This window comes from Bacillus sp. AFS002410, from assembly GCF_002556365.1.
GTDB lineage: Bacteria > Bacillota > Bacilli > Bacillales > Bacillaceae_G > Gottfriedia.
The window spans coordinates 456,782-478,971 of record NZ_NUEU01000009.1; the positions used below are offsets into that span (position 1 = coordinate 456,782).

Genomic DNA, 22,190 nt, shown 5'->3' on the forward strand with positions numbered 1-22,190 from the left:
CGTGGCCTTTGTGCTCTTAGAATGTAAAAAAAGCTCAGATCATCAATCTGAGCCTTTTTCATCATTATTATCATTATCATTATGCCAGCTACTATTGTGCCTGTTATCGTGTTCGTGCTCGTTTTTGTTTTCATTCCCTTTATCACGAGTATTGCAACTATGGCATCGTTCTCTTTGTTCTTTTCTACTTTTGTAATTATTGCTTCTTTTTACTTCGCGTTCGTAATTATTCTGATTTTTTTTTTTATCTTGGTGATTTTCATTGTTATTGTCTTGCCCTTGTTGATTTTGTTTCGATGAATCTCGATGCTCTTCTTGATGTCGATTTTTCCACTGACTTTGCTTATTTCCCCAATGCGCTTCTTGGTGTCTATTATTCTTCTCTTCTTTTGAATAACGATGATTATTCGCTCTGTTATTCTCTACTTTAGGTGACTTAACATTAGGTTTATCTTTGCCATTCTTTTCGCCTCTTGACACTTTAGCTGAATGAGAATTAAAACTACTTACTTGCTTATTTTGAGTTTGAGTTTGAGGTTGAGTTTTAATCTTAGGTTGAATTTTAAGTTGATCTAAATCCTTAGAATTTGGAATTTTAATATGGTTATTGGTTTCTTGAATATCCTTCAATTCATTATTTAGTTTACTTTGTTTATTTTTAAATTCCTTTTTCATCTGACCAGTTAATTTGATTTGATCATCCGGTTGAATAACTTTAGACTTCTCCATTTCACCAACTAAATCATCCATAACTGACTGTAAAGGCTCCTGTTTCCAGTTATCTATTTTATCAATCACTTTTTTACCTTGTTCATTGTGACCTTTTAATCCAATAACATTTAACTGTTTATCTAAAATTAATGACACCTTTGCCCCTGAATCAATTGTGACCCTTCCTGCTGCCAATGCTTTTTTGTTGTTCCAATTTACGAATACAAATGACATTAGAATTAATGCACTGGCAATTACGACAGGTACCAATTTAGGAATACTTATTTTTATTTTATTTTTAGAAATAATTGCACTGATGGGGAACTGAATTTCTTCACCAATTGAATAGGATGACAATAACTTTTTACATTTTAAGTACTCACCGTTAGCAGTTAGTACTACTACGGAAGAATGATTTACCTTCAAAACAATACCATTGATCATCTTCAGCTCCCCCTTTTTAAGTAGTTTTGTAAATAAATATAGTCATTGACGCTAATAATACACATAGCAATTATATATTTCCTATGTTTGTCTAACGTTTTTCGACTTATATTAACTTTAGTTTCTAGTTTATTCATCGGTAATTTTTTCTTTTTATACAGAAAGGCTAACATTTCTTCATCAGAAGCAATAATGTCTACAACTGAAAAAATATGCTCCCTTGTATCTTCATGTTTAGGTGAAACATCTACTAAACTTTCTAATGAAATTCCAAATTGTTTTAGCATCTCACTGAAATGAATAATTTCCTCTTTACGATTGAACTCATCAAAATTTTTAATATACGAGCTATATACATGGTCATCGTACTGTTTATGTATATCCTCCGACCCATTTTGTTCTAAAGTCAATAATTGATATTTAGATTCCTTACGAAAATAATCAATCAACTCACGTTTTATGATCAATTTGGCGAAAGTTAAAAATGAAGCCCCTTTTTTATATGAATATAGTTTTATAGCTTCATGAAATGCACTTAACCCGATACTATATTCGTCTTCTTTATTTGTAATATATCTACCACAAATAGTAGAAACAGTTTTGCTTATAAAAGGGGAGTATTGAATGATAAAATCATCAAGTTCCTTTGATGAAGATTGTTGTATTGTTAATACAATATCTTCAATTTTTTCTTTCCTTTTATAAAGTGTCTGAAAAATTGTAAGTAACAAGACCCCATCTCCTTTCAAAAGAGGATTGATTGGCGACTAAAGAAGGCGCCTCCATCATTATATAATCAAATGAATGTGAGAGGCACCATTTTAATTACCAATTAAACTTAAGCATATCGCATCTTATGAAATGTTTCATGCGATTTTCTTGAAAGGCGAATGGTAATAATTACTTATTAATCTTCGTCATGTCCATTTCCATGGTTTTCACCTTGGTCATTAGAATTTTCATTTTTTTTCCACTCTTGCTTTTCATTTCCCTTATGGTTTCCACGGTTTTCATGTTCACCACGGTTTCTATGATTTGTAACTTCGTGTTTTTTCACTTCATGCTTTTTCACTTCATGTCGTTCAGCTTTTTCTTCTTTTTCAACTTTTGCTTTTTTAACTTTAACTACTTTTACTTTCTTTGCTTTATGTTGATGGTGCTCTTCCTTATGCTCTACTTTTACAGGCTTTGTAGAAACCTCAGCAGCATCATCTTTGTCATCATCTTCACCTTGATCATCTTCATTAACATTTTTTACGACTGTATCTTTTACATCTTCGTTAACATTTTTTACATCTGTATCATTTACATCTTCAATTTTAGTTATAGTTGTAATAACTTCTGGTGTATCTGATTTTTCAGTAGATCCATCTGGGTATTGAATTGTAATAACTGGTTTTAGTGCAGTTGAATTCTTTTCTTCATGCTTTAAAACTTTCTCTAGTCTTTCAGAAATTTTGTTAAAGCTCTTTTCAATATTTTTTGCGATTGCAGCTTTTGCTTTAGGATTTTTCACTTTATCTAAAACGTCTGCTAAAACAAGTAAATTATTATTTAAGTGGTGCTGAATTTTTGCTATTTCTTTTTGCTCTTTAGTTAATTTTTGTTTTTCATGTTTTTCTGTATCTTCTTTATCTGTTTCTTGTTTTTCTGTATCTTCTTTATCTACTTCAGTTGAATCTTCAGCTGGTTTCGTCGTAGCATTATCTTCTGTTGTTGTTTTTTCTGTAGTCGTTGGCTCAGTAATAGTTGGAAGCTTACCTTCAAGCTGTCCTTGAGCATTTTCCATCTGACCTAAAGCTTCTTTAATTGTTTCTTTTGCTAGATCTTCTTTACCTTCTTTAATTAATTCTCTTGCTTCATGAATACGCTCTTGCGCAAATTCCGCTAAAAGTTCTGCTTCTTTTACTTTGTCTGTTGTTAATAACAGTTGAATCTTTTCTACAGTTGTTTTTACAAAATAGAAGAAATCGCCTTTCACTAATGCAGGTGCTTCTTCTTTGTGGTTTACATCAGTTTTTGAAGCTGACTCATTTTCAGCAGCAAATACTGAACTTGAAAATCCTAATTGAGATAATAGTAATGCTGTGGCAGTTGTATGTACTAAAAGTTTTTTCATGTATTTTTTCCCCTTTAAAAAAGTTTCTTTATGTAGTCTCACTATAACTATTCGTAGAGAAGATCATTTTTTAGGGGGTCGTTTAAATAAAAATTTAAAAAATTAATAAAAAAATGGTGAAACTTGTTGTTTTTCCCGTTCCACCGACAAATTTGTATAAAATAATACCCAAAAATATTACAAATTAATACTCCTTGAAAATAAAGTTCGAACAAAAAAAGTACCATACCTTGAAAATCAGGCATGGTACTTTTAACATTTTACTAATTACATTTTTTCAGGTGCAGAAACACCAACTAAAGCTAATGCATTTTGTAATGTAACTTGAGCAGCTTTCATTAAAGCTAGTCTAGCTTTTGATTTTTCAACATTTTCCGCATCTAATACTTTTTCAGCATTATAGAAACTGTGGAACGTACCAGCTAAATCAAACACATAGTTTGTAATATGATGTGGTGTACGTTTTGATGCAGCTAATGAAACGGCAGCTGGGAATTCCCCTAATTTCTTTAATAACTCATATTCTTTTTCAGATGAAACAAGGCTGTAATCAGCTTCTCCGCTATAAACAATACCCATTTCTGCTCCTTGACGAAGAATACTGCATACACGAGCATGTGCATATTGAGAGTAATACACTGGGTTTTCATTTGATTTAGAAACAGCAAGATCCATATCAAAGTCTAAATGTGAATCACATCCACGCATTGCAAAGAAGTAACGAGTTGCATCAATTCCTACTTCTTCCATTAAATCACGTAACGTTACAGCTTTACCCGTACGTTTACTCATTTTAACTTTTTCACCGTCTTGATATAACTGAACCATTTGGATAATCTCTACTTCAAGAGTATCTGCATTGTATCCTAAAGCTTGAATTGCTGCTTTCATTCGTGGAATATAACCATGATGATCAGCTCCAAGAATATCAATTAATTTATCTGCTCCGCGACTTAGCTTGTCTCTGTGATAAGCGATATCTGGAGTTAAGTAAGTATAAGAGCCGTCACTCTTAATTAGTACACGGTTTTTGTCATCTCCATATGTTGTAGAACGGAACCAAGTTGCTCCTTCTTCTTCATATGTCTCACCACGTTCATTTAAATCAGCAAGTGCCTCTAACACTTTACCGTTTTCATATAATGAAGTTTCTGAATACCATACATCAAAGTCTACTCTAAAATTACGAAGATCTCTTTGTAGTTTTTCCATTTCTAATTTTAAACCGTACTCACGGAAGAATTTGTAACGAGCTTCTTCTGGTTCATTCATAAAACGGTCACCGAATTCTCCAGCTAAAGTTTTACCAATCTCAATAATGTCCGCACCATGATAGCCATCTGCAGGCATTTCTTTTTCCATACCAAGAGCTTGCATATAACGAGCCTCTACCGATAATGCTAAATTGTTAATTTGATTACCTGCATCATTGATATAGTATTCGCGTGTTACTGCATAACCAGCTTTGTTTAAAACATTACATAATGAATCTCCAAACGCAGCTCCACGTGCGTGACCTAAGTGTAAATCACCTGTAGGATTCGCTGAAACAAACTCAACTAAAATCTTTTCGCCGTTACCAAAGTTAGTTTGGCCATATTCTTTTCCTGATTTAATAATTGAAGGAATTAAATCTGTAAGATAGCTATTATCCATATAGAAATTGATGAAACCAGGTCCAGCAATCTCAACTTTTTGAATACTAGCTTTGCTTTGATCAAACGAGTTGATTAGTTCTTCTGCAATCATTCTCGGTGCTTTTTTAGCAACACGCGCTAATTGCATTGCCATATTTGTTGAAAAATCACCATGTGTCTTATCTTTTGGAGTTTCTAACACAACTTGTGGTAATTGTTCCTCCGTTGCTAAACCTGCTTTTAATACTGCAGCTTCGATTTCATCTTTTAAACGACTCTTTACTTGTTCTAATGTATTCATATCGTTGCCTCCTTAATTGATACTGTAATGTTATACGAACCAGCATTTTCATCACCAACGAATAACTTGTACCCTAATTGAAGTACACCCTTTAAAGGTCCCTCTGATACTAGAAATTGTAGTTTTTTTGTATATGCTTTCGTTTGAAATACTCCTAATTCATTTGAGAAAGTACCTTCAGTCGTTTCATTCACTCGATACTGATGACGCATCATAACTCCACCATTACGGATGATCGTAACTTCCCCTTTACTAATTTTCATTGTTGCCTTTACTTTTCGATCTTCATGTTTTTCTTCAAATAATAAGTATGAAATATCTTCTTTTTTATAGTATAGGCCATTTGCTTGAAAACTGATTTTATCACGCCCGTGTGAATCTTTAATCATAGTCTCAAAATCAATTGAGACAGGTATGCCCTGTTGCTCTTTCACTTTTACACGTCCTTTTCTCCCGATGAACGTAACGAATCACATCCAAAATCATCTTTTCCCATTTTAGCATAATCTAATAAAAAAAATAAAATAGGTAAGAAAAAAATTGTGAAAAATATTCATTAAAACGAACAAAGAATAGGGGCGGCTCTTTCGAAAGCACGAACACTTTGTGTATTTTGTTGATAAAGCTGTGAACTTTATTGATAAAGTAGTTAGTTTTGTTGATATAATACTTAGTTTTGTTGATAAAATACCGATTTTTGTTGATAAAACCGTTTAAGAGGCTTCTTTAGCGTTGTGGATGATTGATAAGCACGAACACTTTTTGTACTTTGTGCATAAAGCTGTGAACTCTGTTCATAAAGCACGTAGTTTTGTGCATAACACCGCGTTTTTTGATTTTGACGACGTGGTTCTGTGCATAACACAGCGCTTTCTGATTATGGCGACCTGGTTTTGTGCGTAACACAGCGTTTTCTGATTATGATGACGTGGTTCTGTGCATAACACAGCGTTTTCTGATTATGGCGACTTGGTTTTGTGCGTAACACAACGTTTTTTGATTATGATGACGTGGTTCTGTGCATAACACAGCATTTTCTGATTACGGCGACCTGGTTTTGTGCATAACACAGCGTTTTATTGGTCATGGCATCGTCCTCGTAAAGCAGCGATATTCCTTCATACCGGCGTGCCTTTGTACACAAATAATAAATTTTTTTTAAAACATTCCTCTCATGAAATTGTGAGAATATTTGTTTTCAATTGAAAACGGTTTGTGAGACAATAAAGAACATATGGTGAATAGAAGGAGATTTTATGAAAACAATCGCACAACAATCATCTAGCAAATTATTTTTCATCGGACTAGGCATTGGAATCATTGCGTTATCGAGCATTTTTCTCATTTATTTGTACGCCTTTTTAGTGCCGTTCGTTGTGGGAATCGTCTTGTGGTTTTGGATCAAACGAAAAGCGATCATGTTCGGTAGTTTTACGGCAGCACTAATTGGATTACTTGCACTCATCGGCTTCATCGTTTATATGATGCTTTTTGGTCATTTCGGACCATGATAAGCAGCTCGTAAAGGGCTGTTTTTTTGTTTGTAAAAACACAAAAAAACCCGCTAGGAATTTTTATTTCCAGCGGGCTTTCACTAATTCTTGAGATAACTTCTAATTAATGTGCAGATTCTGCTTTATCAATATGAAGTAAGTGCTTTTTATTAATGAATAAGAATAGTACTGATACTAATACAAAACATCCACCTACATAGAAAGGTACATGTGGATTATACCATTCAGCAAGCTTACCTGCTAAGTATGGTGCTATTGCTCCACCTAAAAAACGTAAAAAGCTATATGCCGCAGATGCTGTTGAGCGCTCAACTGGTGCTGCTTGCATTACTGCTGTTGTAATTAATGTATTGTTATTACCTAAAAATGCACCAGCTATAATTACACAGACGATAATAACGCTATTTGTATCTGTTCCAACACCCATAATAATAAGCGTAATCGCAAATAGAGTTAACATTGCATACATCGACTTAAGCGTACCGAATTTTTTTTGTAGCTTTGGCGCCATAAAAACTGATGTAATTGCTAATAGAAGTCCCCAACCTAAAAATACGAATCCTAAACCATGTTCTTTTAATCCCATATAGAATGGTGAAAAAGCCAGTAAAGTAAAGAATCCAAAGTTATATAAAAATGCTGTAATCCCTAACGTTAATAAAGATCTATGTTTAAGAGCGCGGAATGGATCCAAGAATGACGCTCTTTTTGTATTTTGTGTAATTGGTGTTTTTGGCATCATAATTGATAGAGATAAAAATGCAATGACCATTAAACAAGCAACACCAAAAAATGGACCTCTCCAAGAGATTGAACCTAATTCTCCACCTAAAAGTGGACCAACCGAAATACCAAGACCAATTGCAGTTTCATATAAAATAATCGATTGTGCAACACCTGATCTAGATAATGAAACAATGGCTGATAAAGCAGTTGCTACAAATAGAGCGTTACCTAATCCCCAGCCTCCACGCAACCAAACTAGTTGCCATATACCGCTTGAATTTCCTCCAAGTCCTGCGAACACTGCAATAATTAATATACCTAAAAGTAATGTCCATTTTATTCCGATACGTGAAGATATAAAACCTGTAATTAACATAGCAATTGCCATGACTAAGTTGTAACTTGTAAAAAGAAGAGTTACATCACTTTTTGAAGCATGCATCTTTTCTGCGATTGCTGGTAAAATCGGGTCAACTAATCCAATTCCCATAAATGCAATAATACATGCAAACCCAACTGCCCAAATAGCCTTTGGTTGATTTAATAGACTAGACTTTTGATTTAAACTTGTCTTTTGACTTTTATTATTTGCCAAATTTGACATATTCCATCCTTCTCCCATAATTATTTATTATTCTAATGCACTTCGTACTCTCTGATACATCTCATTCATTTCACTTCTTATGTCGTTCATTTTTTTAAGCTTTTCATCAATCATATTTAATTGTTGAGCAAGTATTTCCTCTGCCCCTAAAAGCTTATGCTTTCTTTCATCTTCATTCATCTTTTCCTTGTTTTCTCTATATTGCAGTCGAAATTCTTCAAATGCCTCACTAATTGCCATATATTCCTGTACCTCTTGCAAAGAAAAACCAAGAACATCTCGAACATTCATTATTTTCTTTAGTCGTTCAATATGCTCATCTGAATAAAGTCGAAATCCGCCTTCGCTTCTTTCAGGTGGAGGGATTAATCCAATTTCCTCGTAATATCGAATCGAACGCTTCGTTAAATTGCACTCTTTTGCTACTTCATCTATTTTATAAAGCAAATCATTTCCTCCCTTCGAAAAATATTTAATTGAATTCGTTATTTACATCACTAATATATCTTACTCCTAATGTATCGTTAACGTCAACGTTAACTTTGTACTTTTTTCTATTTTTATCTTTCTTCAAAATCATTGTTTTACTATTAAAAACTATAGAATTTCTTTTTATCACTGACTATTTTTCCTATACAAAAAAACCCGAAAGATAAATTCTCTTTTAGAGCATTTACCTTTCGGGTTCCACTTTCTTCTATATTAAATTTCGTATACTTTATGCTGCTTTCTGTAACTTCTTCATTTTTTTAGCTTTGTTTCTACGTTTTAATGCCCACATTGTAATACCAGTTATTCCTAGTCCAAGTGGAGCAATACCAACTAAGGCATAAATTGTTTTTACGAAAACCCCACCATAAGTACCTCTATGTAAACTTTGTCTCCAAACGAAAAATTTATCATAGGCAGTTTCGTTATTTTTGGAAAAAGATCCTAAATGCTTGCCAGAAAATTGATCGTAGAATTCACTTGTATTCCCTTTACCCTCAGGATCGTAAGTGCCATCGCTTAATTGGGCTTCTATAACACCCTCTTTATCAGATGGAAGTCTTAATTTGTATAACTCACCTTCAGGATGTAACTTTTTAATTTCAGCAGTTATAGCATCCAATCCAATTTTATTTTTGCCATTATCAACTGATTTAAGCTCCTCAGGATAATTCGATGTAAACTTTAATTTCAAAGACTCTTCAATCTTTTCTTGGAATGGATATAGCATTCCTGTAATTGCTACAACGAGTAAAAATGGTAAAGTAATTACCCCAATGAAATTATGTAATGATAAATTTCGTGCCATTTGGCTTTTATTCCATTTTATTTTTAGGCTTTTAAACATTCGTTTAATACCTGGATACCATAAATAGATACCTGTAATAAGAATTAAAATAAATGCAATTGCAACGATCCCTATAATTGTTTCGCCAATATCATCTAACAATAAATGTGTATGTAAATCTTTAACAAAAGATACGAATGATGCCTCTCTATCAAAATTACCTAATAGCTTACCATTGCTAGGATCTACATAAGCATCAATTTCATTATGTCCTTTTGACATATTTGCATGGTATACATTTGATAACTTTGAAGGAACATCCATCCTCGAGATTTCAAATCCTTTGTAATTATCAAGAAAAATCTTTTCTGCTTCGTTAATTCCAACATTTCTTTCACTACTTGCAGGCTTAAAATACTGCGGATTTAACACATGTTCAATTTGATCCCCAAACACTAAAACACTACCCGTTGCACATACAGCAATAATAAATAGTCCAAAAACTAAACTGCACACAAGATGTAGTGTCAAAATAAACTTCCTTACCCCTTTTTTCATTTTCATCTTCTCCCCAAATCATGATAATAATAATCGTTCTCAATTATAAGGGTAATGATTATCATTATCAATAACATTTTCATATATTTAGTAAATTTTTTTATTCAAGTTCAAAATTCTATATAAAAAAAAGACGATTTCTCGCTCTAATGAACGAAAAATCGCCTTTCACAATTCGTATTATTTTACCCAACCTAATAGGATTTCACGAATAAACTTACTTGCTGCAACTTGAGTTTGCTCAGCATGATCATACACTGGAGCTACTTCTACTAAGTCTGCCCCAACAACGTTAATATCGCTGTTAGCAATTGCTAAGATACTATCAATCATTTCTTTTGAAGTAATACCACCGGCTTCAAGAGTACCTGTTCCTGGAGCATGCGCAGGGTCTAGTACATCGATGTCGATTGTTACATATACTGGACGACCAGCAAGTGTTGGAAGTACTTTCTTTAACGGCTCAAGTACTTCGAATTTAAATAAATTCATTCCAACTTCTTTTGCCCATTCAAATTCTTCCTTCATACCAGAACGAATTCCGAATGAATAAACATTTTTTGGTCCAATTAAATCACAAACTTTTTTAATTGGTGTTGAGTGAGATAATGGCTCACCTTCATATGAATCACGTAAATCAGTATGTGCATCAAAATGAATAATTGCTAAGTCTGGGTATTTCTTATACATAGCTTTCATTACAGGCCAAGATACAAGATGCTCTCCACCCATACCTAGAGGGAATTTCCCTTCCGCTAACAGGCCATCAATATAGTCTTCAATCATATCAAGGCTTCTTTGAGCGTTACCAAATGGTAATGGGATATCCCCAGCGTCAAAATATTTAACTTCTTCTAGTTCTTTATCTTGATATGGACTATATTCCTCTAACCCAATTGAAACCTCACGAATACGTGTTGGACCGAAACGAGAACCTGGACGGAAGCTTACAGTCCAATCCATAGGCATACCATAAATAACTGCTTTACTTTCTTCAAAGCTTGGATGACTCTTAATAAATACATTTCCAGAATATGCTTCATCAAAACGCATAATTAAGCCCCCCTTATTTAGTAAGATCAGCTACAAATTTTGGTAATACGAACGCTGCTTTGTGTAGCTCTTTTGTATAATATTTTGTCTCAATATCAAAGAAACGATTCTCTTCTACTTCAAGTGGATCGTGTTTTTTCGAACCAATTGTAAATGTCCACATACCACTTGGATATGTTGGAATATTTGCAATGTATAAACGAGTGATTGGGAAGATTTCTCTTACATCACGTTGAACTTGTGTAATTAACTCTGGTGTAAACCAAGGGTTGTCCGTTTGAGCTACAAAAATACCGTCTTCTTTTAACGCTTTAGAAATACCAGCGTAGAAGCCTTTTGTAAATAAGTTCACTGCAGGACCAACTGGCTCAGTTGAATCTACCATAATTACATCATATACATTTTCACTATTTGCAATATGCAAAAATCCATCATCTACTTTTACTTCTACACGTGGATCTTCTAATTTCCCTGCAATTTCAGGTAAGTATATTTTAGAGTATTCAATTACTTTTCCATCGATTTCAACTAGAGTTGCTTTCTTTACACTTGGGTGTTTTAATACTTCACGAATAACACCGCCATCACCGCCACCTACTACTAATACGTTTTCAGGATTTGGGTGTGTGAATAAAGGTACATGAGCAACCATCTCATGATATACGAACTCATCTTTTTGAGTTGTCATAACCATTCCATCTAAAATAAGCATGTTACCGAACTCTTCTGTCTCTACCATGTCAAGCTTTTGAAACTCAGTTTGCTCTGTATGTAAAGTTTTATTAATTTTAGCAGTAATTCCAAAGTTTTTTGTTTGTTTTTCAGTAAACCATAATTCCATTTGTTGCATCTACCCTTCTTTATCAAGATTTAGTTTGAAACATAACAATGTAGCATTAACTTAGTTGATTATGTTTCGTATTATCCCCACTCTTCCTAATTCCTATCGGATTTGTGTTGTTACAACAATTTTTTGCCGTACAAAAGAAAAGTATAGAGTAATTTCACTGAAATGCAAGATTTTTAAAGCTAAATTATTTGATATTTTTTACTACATTAATTTGTATAAAAATTCTCTTAATCTACCATACTAGTATTAAAATACAGAATTATATTGAGAGGAGGATACTTTTTGTATCATATCAACTACTCTTTTCATTGGCGCACCCTTCAAAAGATTGGCATTTTACTTACTGTTATTTCAATTTTAGGTTCCCTATTTTTATCATGTGTCTATTTTATGGCTATTACTTCCACAAAACCTTCATTATTTATTGCATCGAATTCAAGCTATTACGATCACGATAATAAAATAATTAGTAAAACTCAGCTACTTCAAAATCGAAAAACGTTAAAAATTGCAGATGTACCTCCGATTGCAATCAATAGTGTTTTAGTTTCTGAGGACCGGAATTTTTTTCATCACCATGGTTTCGATTTAAAAAGATTAGGTTCTGCTATTTTAGTTAATTTAACAAAAGGTCAATACGCTCAAGGGGCTAGCACAATCACTCAACAACTTGCTAAAAATTTATATCTTTCACAAGAAAAAACGCTTAGTCGTAAAATAAAAGAAGCTTATTTAACGATGAAATTAGAGTCTTCCTATAAAAAAAGCAAGATCTTAGAAGCTTATTTAAACACCATTTATTTTGGACATGGCATTTATGGCCTCGAAACTGCAGCGAACACCTTTTTAGGAAAGGAAACGAAACAACTGACCATTGGAGAATCAACTTTTTTATTAAGCATTCCGGCTAATCCGTCAATCTATGACCCTTATATTCATTTTTCGTCTGTAAAAAAGAGACAGCAACGGATTTTATCGGCACTTGAAAAGAATAAATTAATTAACTCAAATACCGTTAAAAATGCAATGAATGAGTCTATTAAGTTAAAGCCAATTATTCATACTTCAAATTCTTCCTTTACATCCTATTTTCAACAAAGTGTTCAAAAAGAAATTACAGAGTCTATTGGTCAATCCGTCAATAATAATGGCAGTAAAATTTATACAACCTTTAATCCAACTATTCAAAATCAAATTGACCAAGCATTTGATCCATATATTAAGCCTTTTCCTAATCTGCAAGCTAGTGTAATCGTATTGGATAGTCAAACTGGTAATGTTTTAGGCATGACTGGAGGACGTGAGAAAGGACAATTTTTATTTAATCGCGCAGTTGCATCAAAAAGGCAAGTAGGTAGTACAATAAAGCCAATTTTGTATTATAGTGCACTTGAAAATGGATATACACCATCCACAATGCTCCAAAGTAAGCCGACAACATTTCATTTTGAGGACGGCGATACATATAGTCCCAAAAATAGTGGCCATCTTTATGCACATGATCAAATTTCTTTAGCTAAAGCTATTGCTGTTTCAGACAATATATTCGCAGTGAAAACTCAACAGGCTATTGGTGCAGATGAATTTATTAAAGCACAGAAACTATTCTATTTAACCGCACCTAAAAATAAGCTTCCTTCAATGGCACTCGGTACGCAGGATGCTTCCTTACTTGATATGACAAGAGCGTATGCATTAATCGCCAATAACGGTAAAGATGTAACTCCACACTTTGTAAGTGAGATTAAAACTCAATCAGGAAAATCAATCTATAAAAGAAAGGTTGACCATAAACAAAGATTAGAAAAAGATCAAACGGTTATTCTTAAACAATTAATGAATGGAATGTTCAATACAAATTTCTCAAGCTACTTACCAGTAACGGGAACAAGCATTATTCCTGAACTTTCAAAGGATTATTATGGGAAAACTGGAACTACAAAAACAGATAGTTGGATGGTAGGATTCCATTCCAATATTGTTGTAGGAGTATGGGTAGGATATGATCATTCAAAAAATTTATCTGCAGAGGAAAGTACATTAGCAAAGAAGGTTTGGGCATCAGTTATTACAAATCTATCAGATAAGAAAGTAGATTCAAAAATACCTAAAGACATCGTAAAAGTTGCTGTAGATGAAAAGACTGGCCTTTTGTATAAGGAAGGTTGTGGCGAAAAGGTTTCCCTATATTTTCGTCAAGGAACACAACCTACAAAACCTTGTATTAATAAAAAAAAGACAAAGAAACATAAAAAAGAAAAACAGGATAACACACCTTGGTATAGCCAGTACTTACCTTAAAAACAAAAGACCTCACCAAATTGGTAAGGTCTTTTGTTTGTCCTAGTCCTAGCTTTGTCCAAGCTAATATTAGTTTACTTTATTTGGTGATAAATGTAAAAAGATTATTCGACGTTTTCTTCATTTTTTTTTTATAATTTTTGAAAGAAAACTCACCGATTGGATCGCATTTTTAGCTAGTGTAAAGACGCAACTTAATTCCTAATATTGGAAGCCACATCAAGTTTTTCTCTGCTACTCATTTGCACTCTCTAAATATGCTAAAAGTTTATTAACCTAAAAGTTCTGTTTTTAATTGGTCAGATGAATTATTCCACATCTCTTCATTGTGTGCTTTAAGAAAATCAGCTAATAATGTACGAGACTTTTCATCCATATGATCAACCATTAACTTTCGTTTCATCGCTTTATCCATTTTATTTACATGATCAGGTAGAAGTTTATAACCCCTTCTAGCTTCACGGTCAACTGTCATATAGCAACCAGTTACTCCTGCATAATAAGGTCCGCTTTCAGTTCTTTCAGTTGCTACCCATACTAACCAATAAGGTTTTCCATTAGGAACATCTTCCTCTTTTGTTAAGAATTTAATTCCTTTTTCAACTGAACTTCTTGCGTGCATTGCACCGATATCTACAAAAACATCATTCTCTTGTATATCAATAAAGACAGGAGAGATATTTTCTAAACTAATCGCCCCAACACCAAAACCGCCATGCCCGCTCGTTGAATCATTTTTTAATATATTGAATCCTAGTGATTTCTTTTTTGGTTGTTCAGACATCGTTAGCCTCCTAATAGTAAATTACATAATTAATGTTGTAACAATTGAATTAATCCAGTGGAAAACTGAAGGTATAGCAAACTCGAAAATTGGTTGTATTGTATAGTTATCTAAAGGAGTTAATACTAAAACTAAGAACACAAATGCTCCATACTGCTCATATTGTGACATTTTTGCGCGAATATCATTAGGTGCTAAATCTTCTATGATCCGATATCCATCTAATGGTGGAAGAGGAATTAAGTTGAATACAAATAGCACAATATTCATTTGTATGAAAATACTAAAGAACGAATTTAAAGTAATCGTTAAAGCCTCTGGGAAAGAATGAAAAAATCCATACTTTAATAGTAATGCATAAACGATTAATCCAAGTGTTGCCAATATAAAGTTACTTATTGGACCCGCTGCAGTTGTTAGAATCCCTGCTATTCTTGGATTTTTAAAGTTATGGCGATTCACTGGAACTGGTCTTGCCCAACCAAAGCCTAATATAATGATGGCAATCGTTCCGAAAATATCTAAATGTTTAAATGGAGAAAGAGTTAGCCTGCCTTGTTTTTTTGCCGTGTCATCCCCAAATTTATAAGCTACATATGCGTGTGCAAATTCGTGAACTGATAGTGAAATTGCGACAACTAGTAATATTAATGGTATATCTTTTAATGGATATTGAAAAAATGATCCCATTCTTGACTCCTCTCAAGAAATAATTGTTTTTGTGACTGCTAATTATTGAACTCTTTAATAAAAGTTTAAATTATTGATGGTGATTTCTTCAATGTTAATGATTTAACCGTTATTATTCTGACTTCCTGAGTTATAATAAAAATGACAAAACTAAGGAGGTCATATTATGCCATACGTTACAGTAAAAATGCTAGAAGGTCGCTCTGAAGAACAAAAGAAAGCTTTAGTAGAAAAAGTTACTGCTGCTGTGAGTGAAACAACAGGCGCACCAACTGAGAAGATTGTTGTTTTCATCGAAGAGATGACAAAAAATCATTATGCAGTTGCAGGCAAACGCCTTAGTGACGAATAGAAATTCTTACATACATTAACAGTAAACGGGACTAAAATCCGTTTACTGTTTTTATTATTGTTTCTCACACTACCAAGCAATTTGAGTATCTTCAATCGAATAAGCTTATCTTCTTTTAGCTCCTGCTATTTCTTCAATCATTTCAATTACTTTCTTTTTCTTCTCATCAGGGTTTGTATAGATTAAATCATAAGGGAAAAATAACTTAGAATCGAATAATTCTTTCCCTGTTATTCCATCGACTAGCTCTGATTTACGGGAGATTTCTTTTAAATCACCGTTCGTTTGCAACAATAATATTGGCTTCTTACCGTCTTCTTCACCATATCTAAAATAATCATAAGCTTCATCTGAGATCGTATCAATGACTAAATAGTATTCTGAATCAATATCTATTTCTAAAAATAGCTTCTTTAGTTCAGCAAATTTTTCAGTATGAGATTGTGTATCAAAATCGACATATTTAAATAAATTCCGATTCAAGAAACGTTGACATAGATCGCTCAAGATTTCGTCGGACTCTTCTTGCCACACTTGAAAATAATACAGAAGTACAGATTCGTCTAATTTAATATATTCGTCTAAATCAATCTTCCCTTCAAAAAGATGATCGAAATGAACTGGTACATAATTAAAATGATAACCTGACTCATGTAAATATTTAGCTCTTTGTAATATTTTTAGTAAAACTGCTTCAGCACTTCTAGACACTGGATGAAAATAAACCTGCCAATACATTTGGTATCGACTAATTAAATAATGCTCAACGGCATGCATACCTGATTGTTTAATAACGACGCCATCAGGACGAGGACGCATAATTCTCAATATACGTTCCATATCGAAATTACCATAGCTCACTCCAGTGTAATATGCATCTCTAAGAAGATAGTCCATACGATCAGCGTCAATCTGACTTGAAATCATACTTGTAACGAGCTTATTTTTCGAAGTTTTCTCAATGATTTCCGAAACCTGCTTAGGAAAGTCATCTCCAACCTTTTTTAAAATTTTATTAATTTCCGTTGAACCCTCTATAATTTCTCTAGTTAACTCTTCATGGTCTAAATTAAATATCTTCTCAAACGTATGTGAAAAAGGCCCGTGACCAACATCATGCAACAACCCAGCACAAAGAGCTAATAAACGATCATCCTCATTCCATTCAGGACGGCCTGAAAATACATCATCTACCATTCGCCTTATAATTTCATAAACGCCAAGCGAATGAGTAAATCGACTATGCTCAGCTCCATGAAACGTAAGATATGTAGTACCGAGCTGCTTAATTCTTCTTAGTCTCTGAAATTCCTTAGTTCCAATTAAATCCCAGATAACTTGATCTCTTACGTGTATATAACGATGTACTGGATCTTTAAATACTTTTTCCTCATATAGCTTTTGGAAACGATATGTCATATGTTGGCCCCCTTTCAATATGTACACTATTTCTTTATATGCTAAATTACTTGTTATCTGAACATGTCTCTTTTATTTCTATGATCTATAGTAAGCGACACTTTTTATTGTTCTAATCGTCTAATTTATCGTTGCTGAAGCTTTCTCCACATTTCGTATTGTCTAGCTACAGGCGTTAGCCCCTCGAGGTCATAAGCCGAATTCCAATTCAGGTAAAAATCAACCTGCTTTGGAATTCGTCTTATGCTTTTCGGGGCTGAGCAAACGCCTTTCGTATTTCTTTACTATTATATCAAAAAAACGCTCCTAAAGATGAAGGAACGTTTAATTCTTACCTAGTTTTGACTTTATCTTAACAAGTAGATCATCTTCGTTTGGAGCAGATAATGGACGGTTATTGACAAAGCAAAACGATTTTTTTCGTCCTGGTCCACAATAAGATTGGCATCCGATTTTAACCTCTGCGTCTTCATCTATTCGTTTTAAGCGAGGGACTAAAGTCTTAATATTCGTCGCCTGGCAATCATCACATATTCTAAATTCGTTTGACATTTTTTTTAAACAATCCTTTCTGTTCTTTATTGAACATACTTAGCAGTAATTTTACTCGTTCCCAAAAAGACATGCAAGTTTTCCTAATAAATCACACTCAAATAGTATTCTACTATTTTTTGTATAGTTTTCTATTTTTTTGTCCAAACTTCTATTAATCAGCTAGAAATTAAATGAATTAATAATTGAATAAAAGAAAGTTGAGGGGAAATTTCTATGATGAAATTAAGACAAGATGCTTGGACTGAAGAGAATGATTTACTTTTAGCGGAAACTGTTTTACGACACGTGCGCGAAGGAAGCACCCAATTAAATGCCTTTGAAGAAGTTGGCGATGTTTTAGAACGTACTTCTGCCGCATGCGGTTTTCGTTGGAATGCTGTAGTTCGTTATAATTATGAAAAAGCACTACAATTAGCAAAAAAATTCCGTAAAGAAAAGCTTCGACACGCTAAAGGCGAAGATGCTAAGAAAAAATTATTATATACACCTTCTGAATCTAGTTATATACAAACAGATGTATCTAGTAATTTTGATCGCTATTTAAATGATGAGCAAGATTTAGAATATGGTCTTGAACTTGATCAAGAATTTGGTTCTTTTGTGGAAACTAATGATCAATTTGAAACAGACGACGAGGTTTTACATGATGAAGAACCAAAAACTGAAATTTTTTCAAATATTCCTTTAGTACAAAATCAATACCAAGCACAGGCTTCACCACCTTCGCCAAGTACTACAAGAAAAAGTTCACTTACAATGTTTGATGTAATTCAATTTTTACAAGGCCTTTCTAGTAATCAAATTGGTGGTGATCGCTTAGTCCGTGAGAATGATCAGTTGAAAAGAGAGCTTATGCAATTACAGGAACGAAATTCTCAGTTACAGAGACAAGTAGAAAAGCTTGAAAAAGATGCTACTACTGTTCAAGAAGACTATGAAACAATGATGAAAATAATGAATCGGGCTAGAAAATTAGTATTGTTTGAAGAGGAAGAGAAGCCAGCAGCAACATCCTTTAGAATGGATAAGAACGGAAATTTAGAAAAAATTGCAGAATAACATAATCTGTAGAAAAATAGAGGAACGAGTTCTTAAGTTAGAACTCGTTTCTCTATTTTTAGTTATAAAATGTATTTACGGGTAGTCCCTATAATCTATTAATTTCCTAAAAATGACTTTTTAAAGAATGCTAGCTGTTTGTCCAGCGTCACAGGGTCACTAAATGATGCGCCATTCCCAGTCATTTCATATACGTGATTATTTTTTACCGCAGGAATCGATTTATATGTATCTGTTTTTTTGAAGGAAATATCTGCATTTGCATACTGACTTAAAATGATATAATCCCCTGCATATTGCGGTAGCACTTCTGTGGAAAGTGTGTAATATCCGTCCTTTAATGCTACTTCTTTTACTTTTTCAGGCATTTTTAATTTCATAGCTTGATAAAGTATTTCAGTTCCACGAGCCCAGTTATTGCCGAATACGTAGAGCTGTTTGTCATATGATTCGAATACTGATACTGTTGCGTCTTGACCAATTTTAGCGCGAATTTCATCTCCAGTTTTTTCAGCGCGTTGCTTGAAGTCATCAACCCATGTTTTTGCTTCTTTCTCTTTGTTTAAAAGCTTACCAATTTCTACATGCTGTGATAAATAGTCTAATTTCCCCCATGTGTAAGTCACTGTTGGAGCAATCTCTTTCAATTTATCAATATTTTTAATATTTGATAATCCAATAATTAAGTCTGGCTTTAATTCAATAATTTTTTCTAGATTATCATCAGATACTTCCGCTACGTCTTTTAATTCTTTCTTAAAAGTTGGATTATTCTTTGACCAAACATCTACCCCAACGACATTAACACCTAGGGAAATAACATTACCAGTAAAACCTGATAATAGAATCACGCGTTTTGGATGTGTAGGCACTTCAACAGGTCCTGTTTCAGATTGGTATGTAAATGTTTTTGCGTGATCGTTTTTACTTGTCGTATTAGCCTTCTGATCTGAAGAATTATTGCTACATGCACTTATGATTAATACAAAAACTAAAATAAACGGTAATAATAACTTTTTCATTTGTTTCTCCTTTTTACGATTATAATCAACCTCGAAATAATTGATAACGATTATCATTTTCATTACTTAATTTACTATAATTAGGATTTAATGTATTGTCAATCAATAGTTAATATTTAGAATATGAAGTTTTTTTACTTAGTTAAAATTCGTGCTAAAATAAGGAAACAAACGCATAAACGCAAGGGGCTTTATTTAATGAATCAATATTTAAATCGATTACAAAATGATGAAATACGCTTTATAGACGGCTCAACTTTAGGACCTTCCTTTGAAGCAAAACAATCTTTTGCATTAGATGACACATTATGTACAAAAATCGGAAGACTGGAGTCTCCTCCAACCATCAGAACATGGGTGCACCACAATACTATTGTTCTAGGTATACAAGATACTAGATTACCGAATTTAGTGAATGGTGTTAATTATCTTAATAGCCAAGGTTATAAAGCAATTGTACGAAATTCAGGTGGGCTTGCAGTTGTATTAGACGAAGGTGTTTTAAATATTTCACTAATCTTTCCGGAGGCTGAACATAAGCTTCAAATTAATGATGGTTATGAAATGATGTATGCATTAATTCAAGATATGTTTAAAGACTTAACTGATAAAATAGTCGCAAAAGAAATCGTTGGATCCTATTGTCCTGGAGATTTTGATTTAAGCATCAATGGAAAGAAATTCGCAGGGATTTCTCAACGCCGTATACGTAAAGGCGTTGCTGTCCAAATCTATTTATGTATTAATGAGAGTGGTTCAAAACGTGCTTCCATTGTCAAAGACTTTTATGAGATAGCGATTAATAACCAAGAAACATCATTTAACTACCCTACCATTTTGCCAAATACAATGGCATCACTTAGCGAGCTATTATCAGCTGAAATTACCGTTACAGATACAATGAAGAGACTGTTACAATCTCTAATTAAATTAACCCCTAAACTAACTCCTAACTCTTTATTTGGCGATGAAATAGATTTGTATAATTATCATTTGCAACGAATGATTGACCGTAACTCAGAAATAAGTTCGATGCAAGAATGTTAAGAGAAGGATAAGAATGTAGAAGAACCACAAGATTACTTTTTCTTGTGGTTTTTTGTATTTTCAAATTTGGTTCATATCTCCACGCCATCAAACTAAAAAAGAGTGCTCAAAAGTCCAAAGACTCTCGAGCACTCTTTCTATATATCAAAGAAGAAAAATTCGGTCTACCCTTACAGTGACTGAGCAGCTGTAATGATTGATAATTTATAAACATCTTCACTGTTACAACCACGAGATAGGTCATTAACAGGCATATTTAATCCTTGTAAGATTGGTCCGATTGCTTCGAAATTACCTAAACGTTGAGCAATTTTATAACCAATGTTTCCTGCTTCTAAGCTTGGGAATACGAATGTATTAGCATCACCTTTAATAACTGAATCTGGTGCTTTACTTTTTGCTACAGATGGTACAAACGCAGCATCAAATTGGAACTCGCCATCTAAAGTTAATTCAGGTGCAAGTTCTTTTGCAATTTTAACCGCTTCAGCCACTTTTTCAGTTTCAGGTGATTTTGCTGATCCTTTTGTTGAAAAGCTTAACATTGCAATTTTTGGTTCAATATCAAATAATTTTGCTGTTTTTGCACTTTCAATAGCAATTTCAGCTAAGTCTTGGCTATTTGGTGCAATGTTAATCGCACAGTCAGCAAATACGTATTTTTCATCTTCACGAACCATGATAAATACACCTGATGTTTTTGTAACGCCTGGTTTAGTTTTAATAATTTGAAGTGCCGGACGTACTGTGTCCGCAGTTGAATGTGTTGCACCACTAACTAGTCCATTCGCTATATTTGCATAAACTAGCATTGTTCCAAAATAGTTTGGATCTAATAATGCTTTACGTGCTTGTTCTTCTGTTGCTTTTCCTTTACGACGCTCAACAAAAGAAGCAACTAGTTCTTCCATTTTTTCATAAGTAGATGGGTCTAAAATTTCTACTCCTTGAAGCTCTAAACCTAAACTACTTGCTTTTTCTTTAACGCTTTCTACATTACCTATTAATATCGGTTTTAATACTTCTTCTTTTGCTAGTCTATCAGCTGCTGTTAATATTCTCTCATCTAAACCTTCTGGTAAAACAATTGAAATACCTTTACCTGATACTTTTTGCTTAATACTTTCAAATAGATTACTCATAATAGCCTCCAACATATTTAAAATTA

General features: G+C 33.4%; 21 protein-coding genes. 5 read left to right on the forward strand and 16 right to left on the reverse strand.

Annotated elements, in window-relative coordinates:
• Positions 1-42 precede the first annotated feature (42 nt).
• From CN692_RS09820 to CN692_RS09840, 5 genes are all read right to left on the reverse strand, one after another.
• Positions 43-1,155, reverse strand: coding sequence for an anti-sigma factor domain-containing protein (locus CN692_RS09820; RefSeq protein ID WP_098118970.1), 1,113 nt, complete (start codon positions 1,153-1,155; stop codon positions 43-45).
• 2 nt (positions 1,156-1,157) lie between these two features.
• Positions 1,158-1,886, reverse strand: a complete 729-nt coding sequence (gene sigI / locus CN692_RS09825; protein ID WP_257144000.1) for an RNA polymerase sigma-I factor — start codon at positions 1,884-1,886, stop codon at positions 1,158-1,160.
• Positions 1,887-2,062: 176 nt separating this feature from the next.
• Entirely contained in the window at positions 2,063-3,274 is a 1,212-nt protein-coding gene (locus CN692_RS09830; protein ID WP_098118972.1) for a DUF5667 domain-containing protein, read from the reverse strand.
• A 267-nt stretch (positions 3,275-3,541) separates the two neighbouring features.
• Positions 3,542-5,212, reverse strand: coding sequence for an arginine--tRNA ligase (gene argS / locus CN692_RS09835; protein WP_098118973.1), 1,671 nt, complete (start codon positions 5,210-5,212; stop codon positions 3,542-3,544).
• Positions 5,209-5,646, reverse strand: a complete 438-nt coding sequence (locus CN692_RS09840) for a DUF1934 domain-containing protein (RefSeq protein ID WP_098118974.1) — start codon at positions 5,644-5,646, stop codon at positions 5,209-5,211. The genes argS and CN692_RS09840 overlap by 4 nt, the downstream gene beginning before the upstream one ends.
• An 822-nt stretch (positions 5,647-6,468) precedes the next feature.
• Between CN692_RS09840 and CN692_RS09845 the strand changes: the two genes are divergently transcribed.
• Entirely contained in the window at positions 6,469-6,723 is a 255-nt protein-coding gene (locus CN692_RS09845) for a hypothetical protein (protein WP_098118975.1), read from the forward strand.
• A 106-nt stretch (positions 6,724-6,829) separates the two neighbouring features.
• On the opposite strand, the gene CN692_RS09850 is transcribed toward CN692_RS09845, so the two are convergent.
• The 5 genes from CN692_RS09850 to speE form a co-directional block, all read right to left on the reverse strand.
• Positions 6,830-8,056, reverse strand: a complete 1,227-nt coding sequence (locus CN692_RS09850; RefSeq protein ID WP_098118976.1) for an MFS transporter — start codon at positions 8,054-8,056, stop codon at positions 6,830-6,832.
• A 27-nt stretch (positions 8,057-8,083) separates the two neighbouring features.
• Positions 8,084-8,503: a MerR family transcriptional regulator gene (locus tag CN692_RS09855; protein ID WP_098118977.1), complete on the reverse strand. Its 420-nt coding sequence runs from the start codon at positions 8,501-8,503 to the stop codon at positions 8,084-8,086.
• A gap of 271 nt (positions 8,504-8,774) precedes the next feature.
• Positions 8,775-9,890 carry a PepSY-associated TM helix domain-containing protein gene (locus CN692_RS09860; RefSeq protein WP_179865579.1) on the reverse strand — a complete coding sequence of 372 codons (1,116 nt, stop codon included), beginning with the start codon at positions 9,888-9,890 and terminating at the stop codon, positions 8,775-8,777.
• 180 nt (positions 9,891-10,070) lie between these two features.
• On the reverse strand, positions 10,071-10,943 hold the full coding sequence (speB, locus tag CN692_RS09865; protein ID WP_098118979.1) for an agmatinase: 873 nt from the start codon (positions 10,941-10,943) through the stop codon (positions 10,071-10,073).
• A 13-nt stretch (positions 10,944-10,956) separates the two neighbouring features.
• Positions 10,957-11,784, reverse strand: coding sequence for a spermidine synthase (gene speE, locus CN692_RS09870; RefSeq protein ID WP_098119116.1), 828 nt, complete (start codon positions 11,782-11,784; stop codon positions 10,957-10,959).
• A 291-nt stretch (positions 11,785-12,075) separates the two neighbouring features.
• Between speE and CN692_RS09875 the strand changes: the two genes are divergently transcribed.
• A complete protein-coding gene (locus tag CN692_RS09875) occupies positions 12,076-14,094 on the forward strand; it encodes a transglycosylase domain-containing protein (RefSeq protein WP_098118980.1) in 2,019 nt (672 codons plus the stop codon).
• 271 nt (positions 14,095-14,365) lie between these two features.
• On the opposite strand, the gene CN692_RS09880 is transcribed toward CN692_RS09875, so the two are convergent.
• Together CN692_RS09880 and CN692_RS09885 are read right to left on the reverse strand one after the other, a co-directional pair.
• Entirely contained in the window at positions 14,366-14,878 is a 513-nt protein-coding gene (locus tag CN692_RS09880; protein WP_098118981.1) for a YwhD family protein, read from the reverse strand.
• 21 nt (positions 14,879-14,899) lie between these two features.
• Positions 14,900-15,568 carry a site-2 protease family protein gene (locus tag CN692_RS09885; protein WP_098118982.1) on the reverse strand — a complete coding sequence of 223 codons (669 nt, stop codon included), beginning with the start codon at positions 15,566-15,568 and terminating at the stop codon, positions 14,900-14,902.
• Between the two features lie 166 nt (positions 15,569-15,734).
• On the opposite strand from CN692_RS09885, the gene CN692_RS09890 reads away from it, so the two are divergent.
• Positions 15,735-15,920, forward strand: a complete 186-nt coding sequence (locus CN692_RS09890) for a 2-hydroxymuconate tautomerase (RefSeq protein ID WP_098118983.1) — start codon at positions 15,735-15,737, stop codon at positions 15,918-15,920.
• Positions 15,921-16,025: 105 nt separating this feature from the next.
• On the opposite strand, the gene CN692_RS09895 is transcribed toward CN692_RS09890, so the two are convergent.
• Positions 16,026-17,339: an HD domain-containing protein gene (locus CN692_RS09895; RefSeq protein ID WP_098118984.1), complete on the reverse strand. Its 1,314-nt coding sequence runs from the start codon at positions 17,337-17,339 to the stop codon at positions 16,026-16,028.
• Positions 17,340-17,663: 324 nt separating this feature from the next.
• A complete protein-coding gene (locus tag CN692_RS09900) occupies positions 17,664-17,891 on the reverse strand; it encodes a DUF1450 domain-containing protein (protein WP_098118985.1) in 228 nt (75 codons plus the stop codon).
• A 219-nt stretch (positions 17,892-18,110) separates the two neighbouring features.
• Here CN692_RS09900 and CN692_RS09905 point away from each other — a divergent pair, with 219 nt between their 5' ends.
• The gene (locus CN692_RS09905; protein ID WP_098119117.1) at positions 18,111-18,953 is read left to right on the forward strand and encodes an RsfA family transcriptional regulator; all 843 of its coding nucleotides are present in this window, start codon (positions 18,111-18,113) and stop codon (positions 18,951-18,953) included.
• Between the two features lie 98 nt (positions 18,954-19,051).
• Here the strand turns inward: CN692_RS09905 and CN692_RS09910 are convergent, their stop codons facing one another.
• Positions 19,052-19,975 (reverse strand): iron-hydroxamate ABC transporter substrate-binding protein, encoded by a 924-nt coding sequence (locus CN692_RS09910; protein ID WP_098118986.1) that lies wholly within the window; start codon positions 19,973-19,975, stop codon positions 19,052-19,054.
• A 198-nt stretch (positions 19,976-20,173) separates the two neighbouring features.
• Between CN692_RS09910 and CN692_RS09915 the strand changes: the two genes are divergently transcribed.
• Positions 20,174-21,022 carry a lipoate--protein ligase family protein gene (locus tag CN692_RS09915; RefSeq protein WP_098118987.1) on the forward strand — a complete coding sequence of 283 codons (849 nt, stop codon included), beginning with the start codon at positions 20,174-20,176 and terminating at the stop codon, positions 21,020-21,022.
• A 170-nt stretch (positions 21,023-21,192) separates the two neighbouring features.
• Here CN692_RS09915 and pta read toward each other — a convergent pair whose 3' ends face one another.
• Positions 21,193-22,164, reverse strand: a complete 972-nt coding sequence (gene pta, locus CN692_RS09920; RefSeq protein WP_098118988.1) for a phosphate acetyltransferase — start codon at positions 22,162-22,164, stop codon at positions 21,193-21,195.
• Positions 22,165-22,190: the final 26 nt, after the last annotated feature.

Bases quoted from the DNA above. Each gene is read 5' to 3' on its own strand.
- CN692_RS09820 (WP_098118970.1), bottom strand. From the start codon at position 1,155: ATGATCAATGGTATTGTTTTGAAGGTAAATCATTCTTCCGTAGTAGTA.
- CN692_RS09830 (WP_098118972.1), bottom strand. From the start codon at position 3,274: ATGAAAAAACTTTTAGTACATACAACTGCCACAGCATTACTATTATCT.
- argS (WP_098118973.1), bottom strand. From the start codon at position 5,212: ATGAATACATTAGAACAAGTAAAGAGTCGTTTAAAAGATGAAATCGAA.
- CN692_RS09845 (WP_098118975.1), top strand. From the start codon at position 6,469: ATGAAAACAATCGCACAACAATCATCTAGCAAATTATTTTTCATCGGA.
- CN692_RS09850 (WP_098118976.1), bottom strand. From the start codon at position 8,056: ATGTCAAATTTGGCAAATAATAAAAGTCAAAAGACAAGTTTAAATCAA.
- CN692_RS09860 (WP_179865579.1), bottom strand. From the start codon at position 9,890: ATGAAAAAAGGGGTAAGGAAGTTTATTTTGACACTACATCTTGTGTGC.
- speB (WP_098118979.1), bottom strand. From the start codon at position 10,943: ATGCGTTTTGATGAAGCATATTCTGGAAATGTATTTATTAAGAGTCAT.
- speE (WP_098119116.1), bottom strand. From the start codon at position 11,784: ATGGAATTATGGTTTACTGAAAAACAAACAAAAAACTTTGGAATTACT.
- CN692_RS09880 (WP_098118981.1), bottom strand. From the start codon at position 14,878: ATGTCTGAACAACCAAAAAAGAAATCACTAGGATTCAATATATTAAAA.
- CN692_RS09885 (WP_098118982.1), bottom strand. From the start codon at position 15,568: ATGGGATCATTTTTTCAATATCCATTAAAAGATATACCATTAATATTA.
- CN692_RS09890 (WP_098118983.1), top strand. From the start codon at position 15,735: ATGCCATACGTTACAGTAAAAATGCTAGAAGGTCGCTCTGAAGAACAA.
- CN692_RS09895 (WP_098118984.1), bottom strand. From the start codon at position 17,339: ATGACATATCGTTTCCAAAAGCTATATGAGGAAAAAGTATTTAAAGAT.
- CN692_RS09900 (WP_098118985.1), bottom strand. From the start codon at position 17,891: ATGTCAAACGAATTTAGAATATGTGATGATTGCCAGGCGACGAATATT.
- CN692_RS09905 (WP_098119117.1), top strand. From the start codon at position 18,111: ATGAAATTAAGACAAGATGCTTGGACTGAAGAGAATGATTTACTTTTA.
- CN692_RS09910 (WP_098118986.1), bottom strand. From the start codon at position 19,975: ATGAAAAAGTTATTATTACCGTTTATTTTAGTTTTTGTATTAATCATA.
- CN692_RS09915 (WP_098118987.1), top strand. From the start codon at position 20,174: ATGAATCAATATTTAAATCGATTACAAAATGATGAAATACGCTTTATA.
- pta (WP_098118988.1), bottom strand. From the start codon at position 22,164: ATGAGTAATCTATTTGAAAGTATTAAGCAAAAAGTATCAGGTAAAGGT.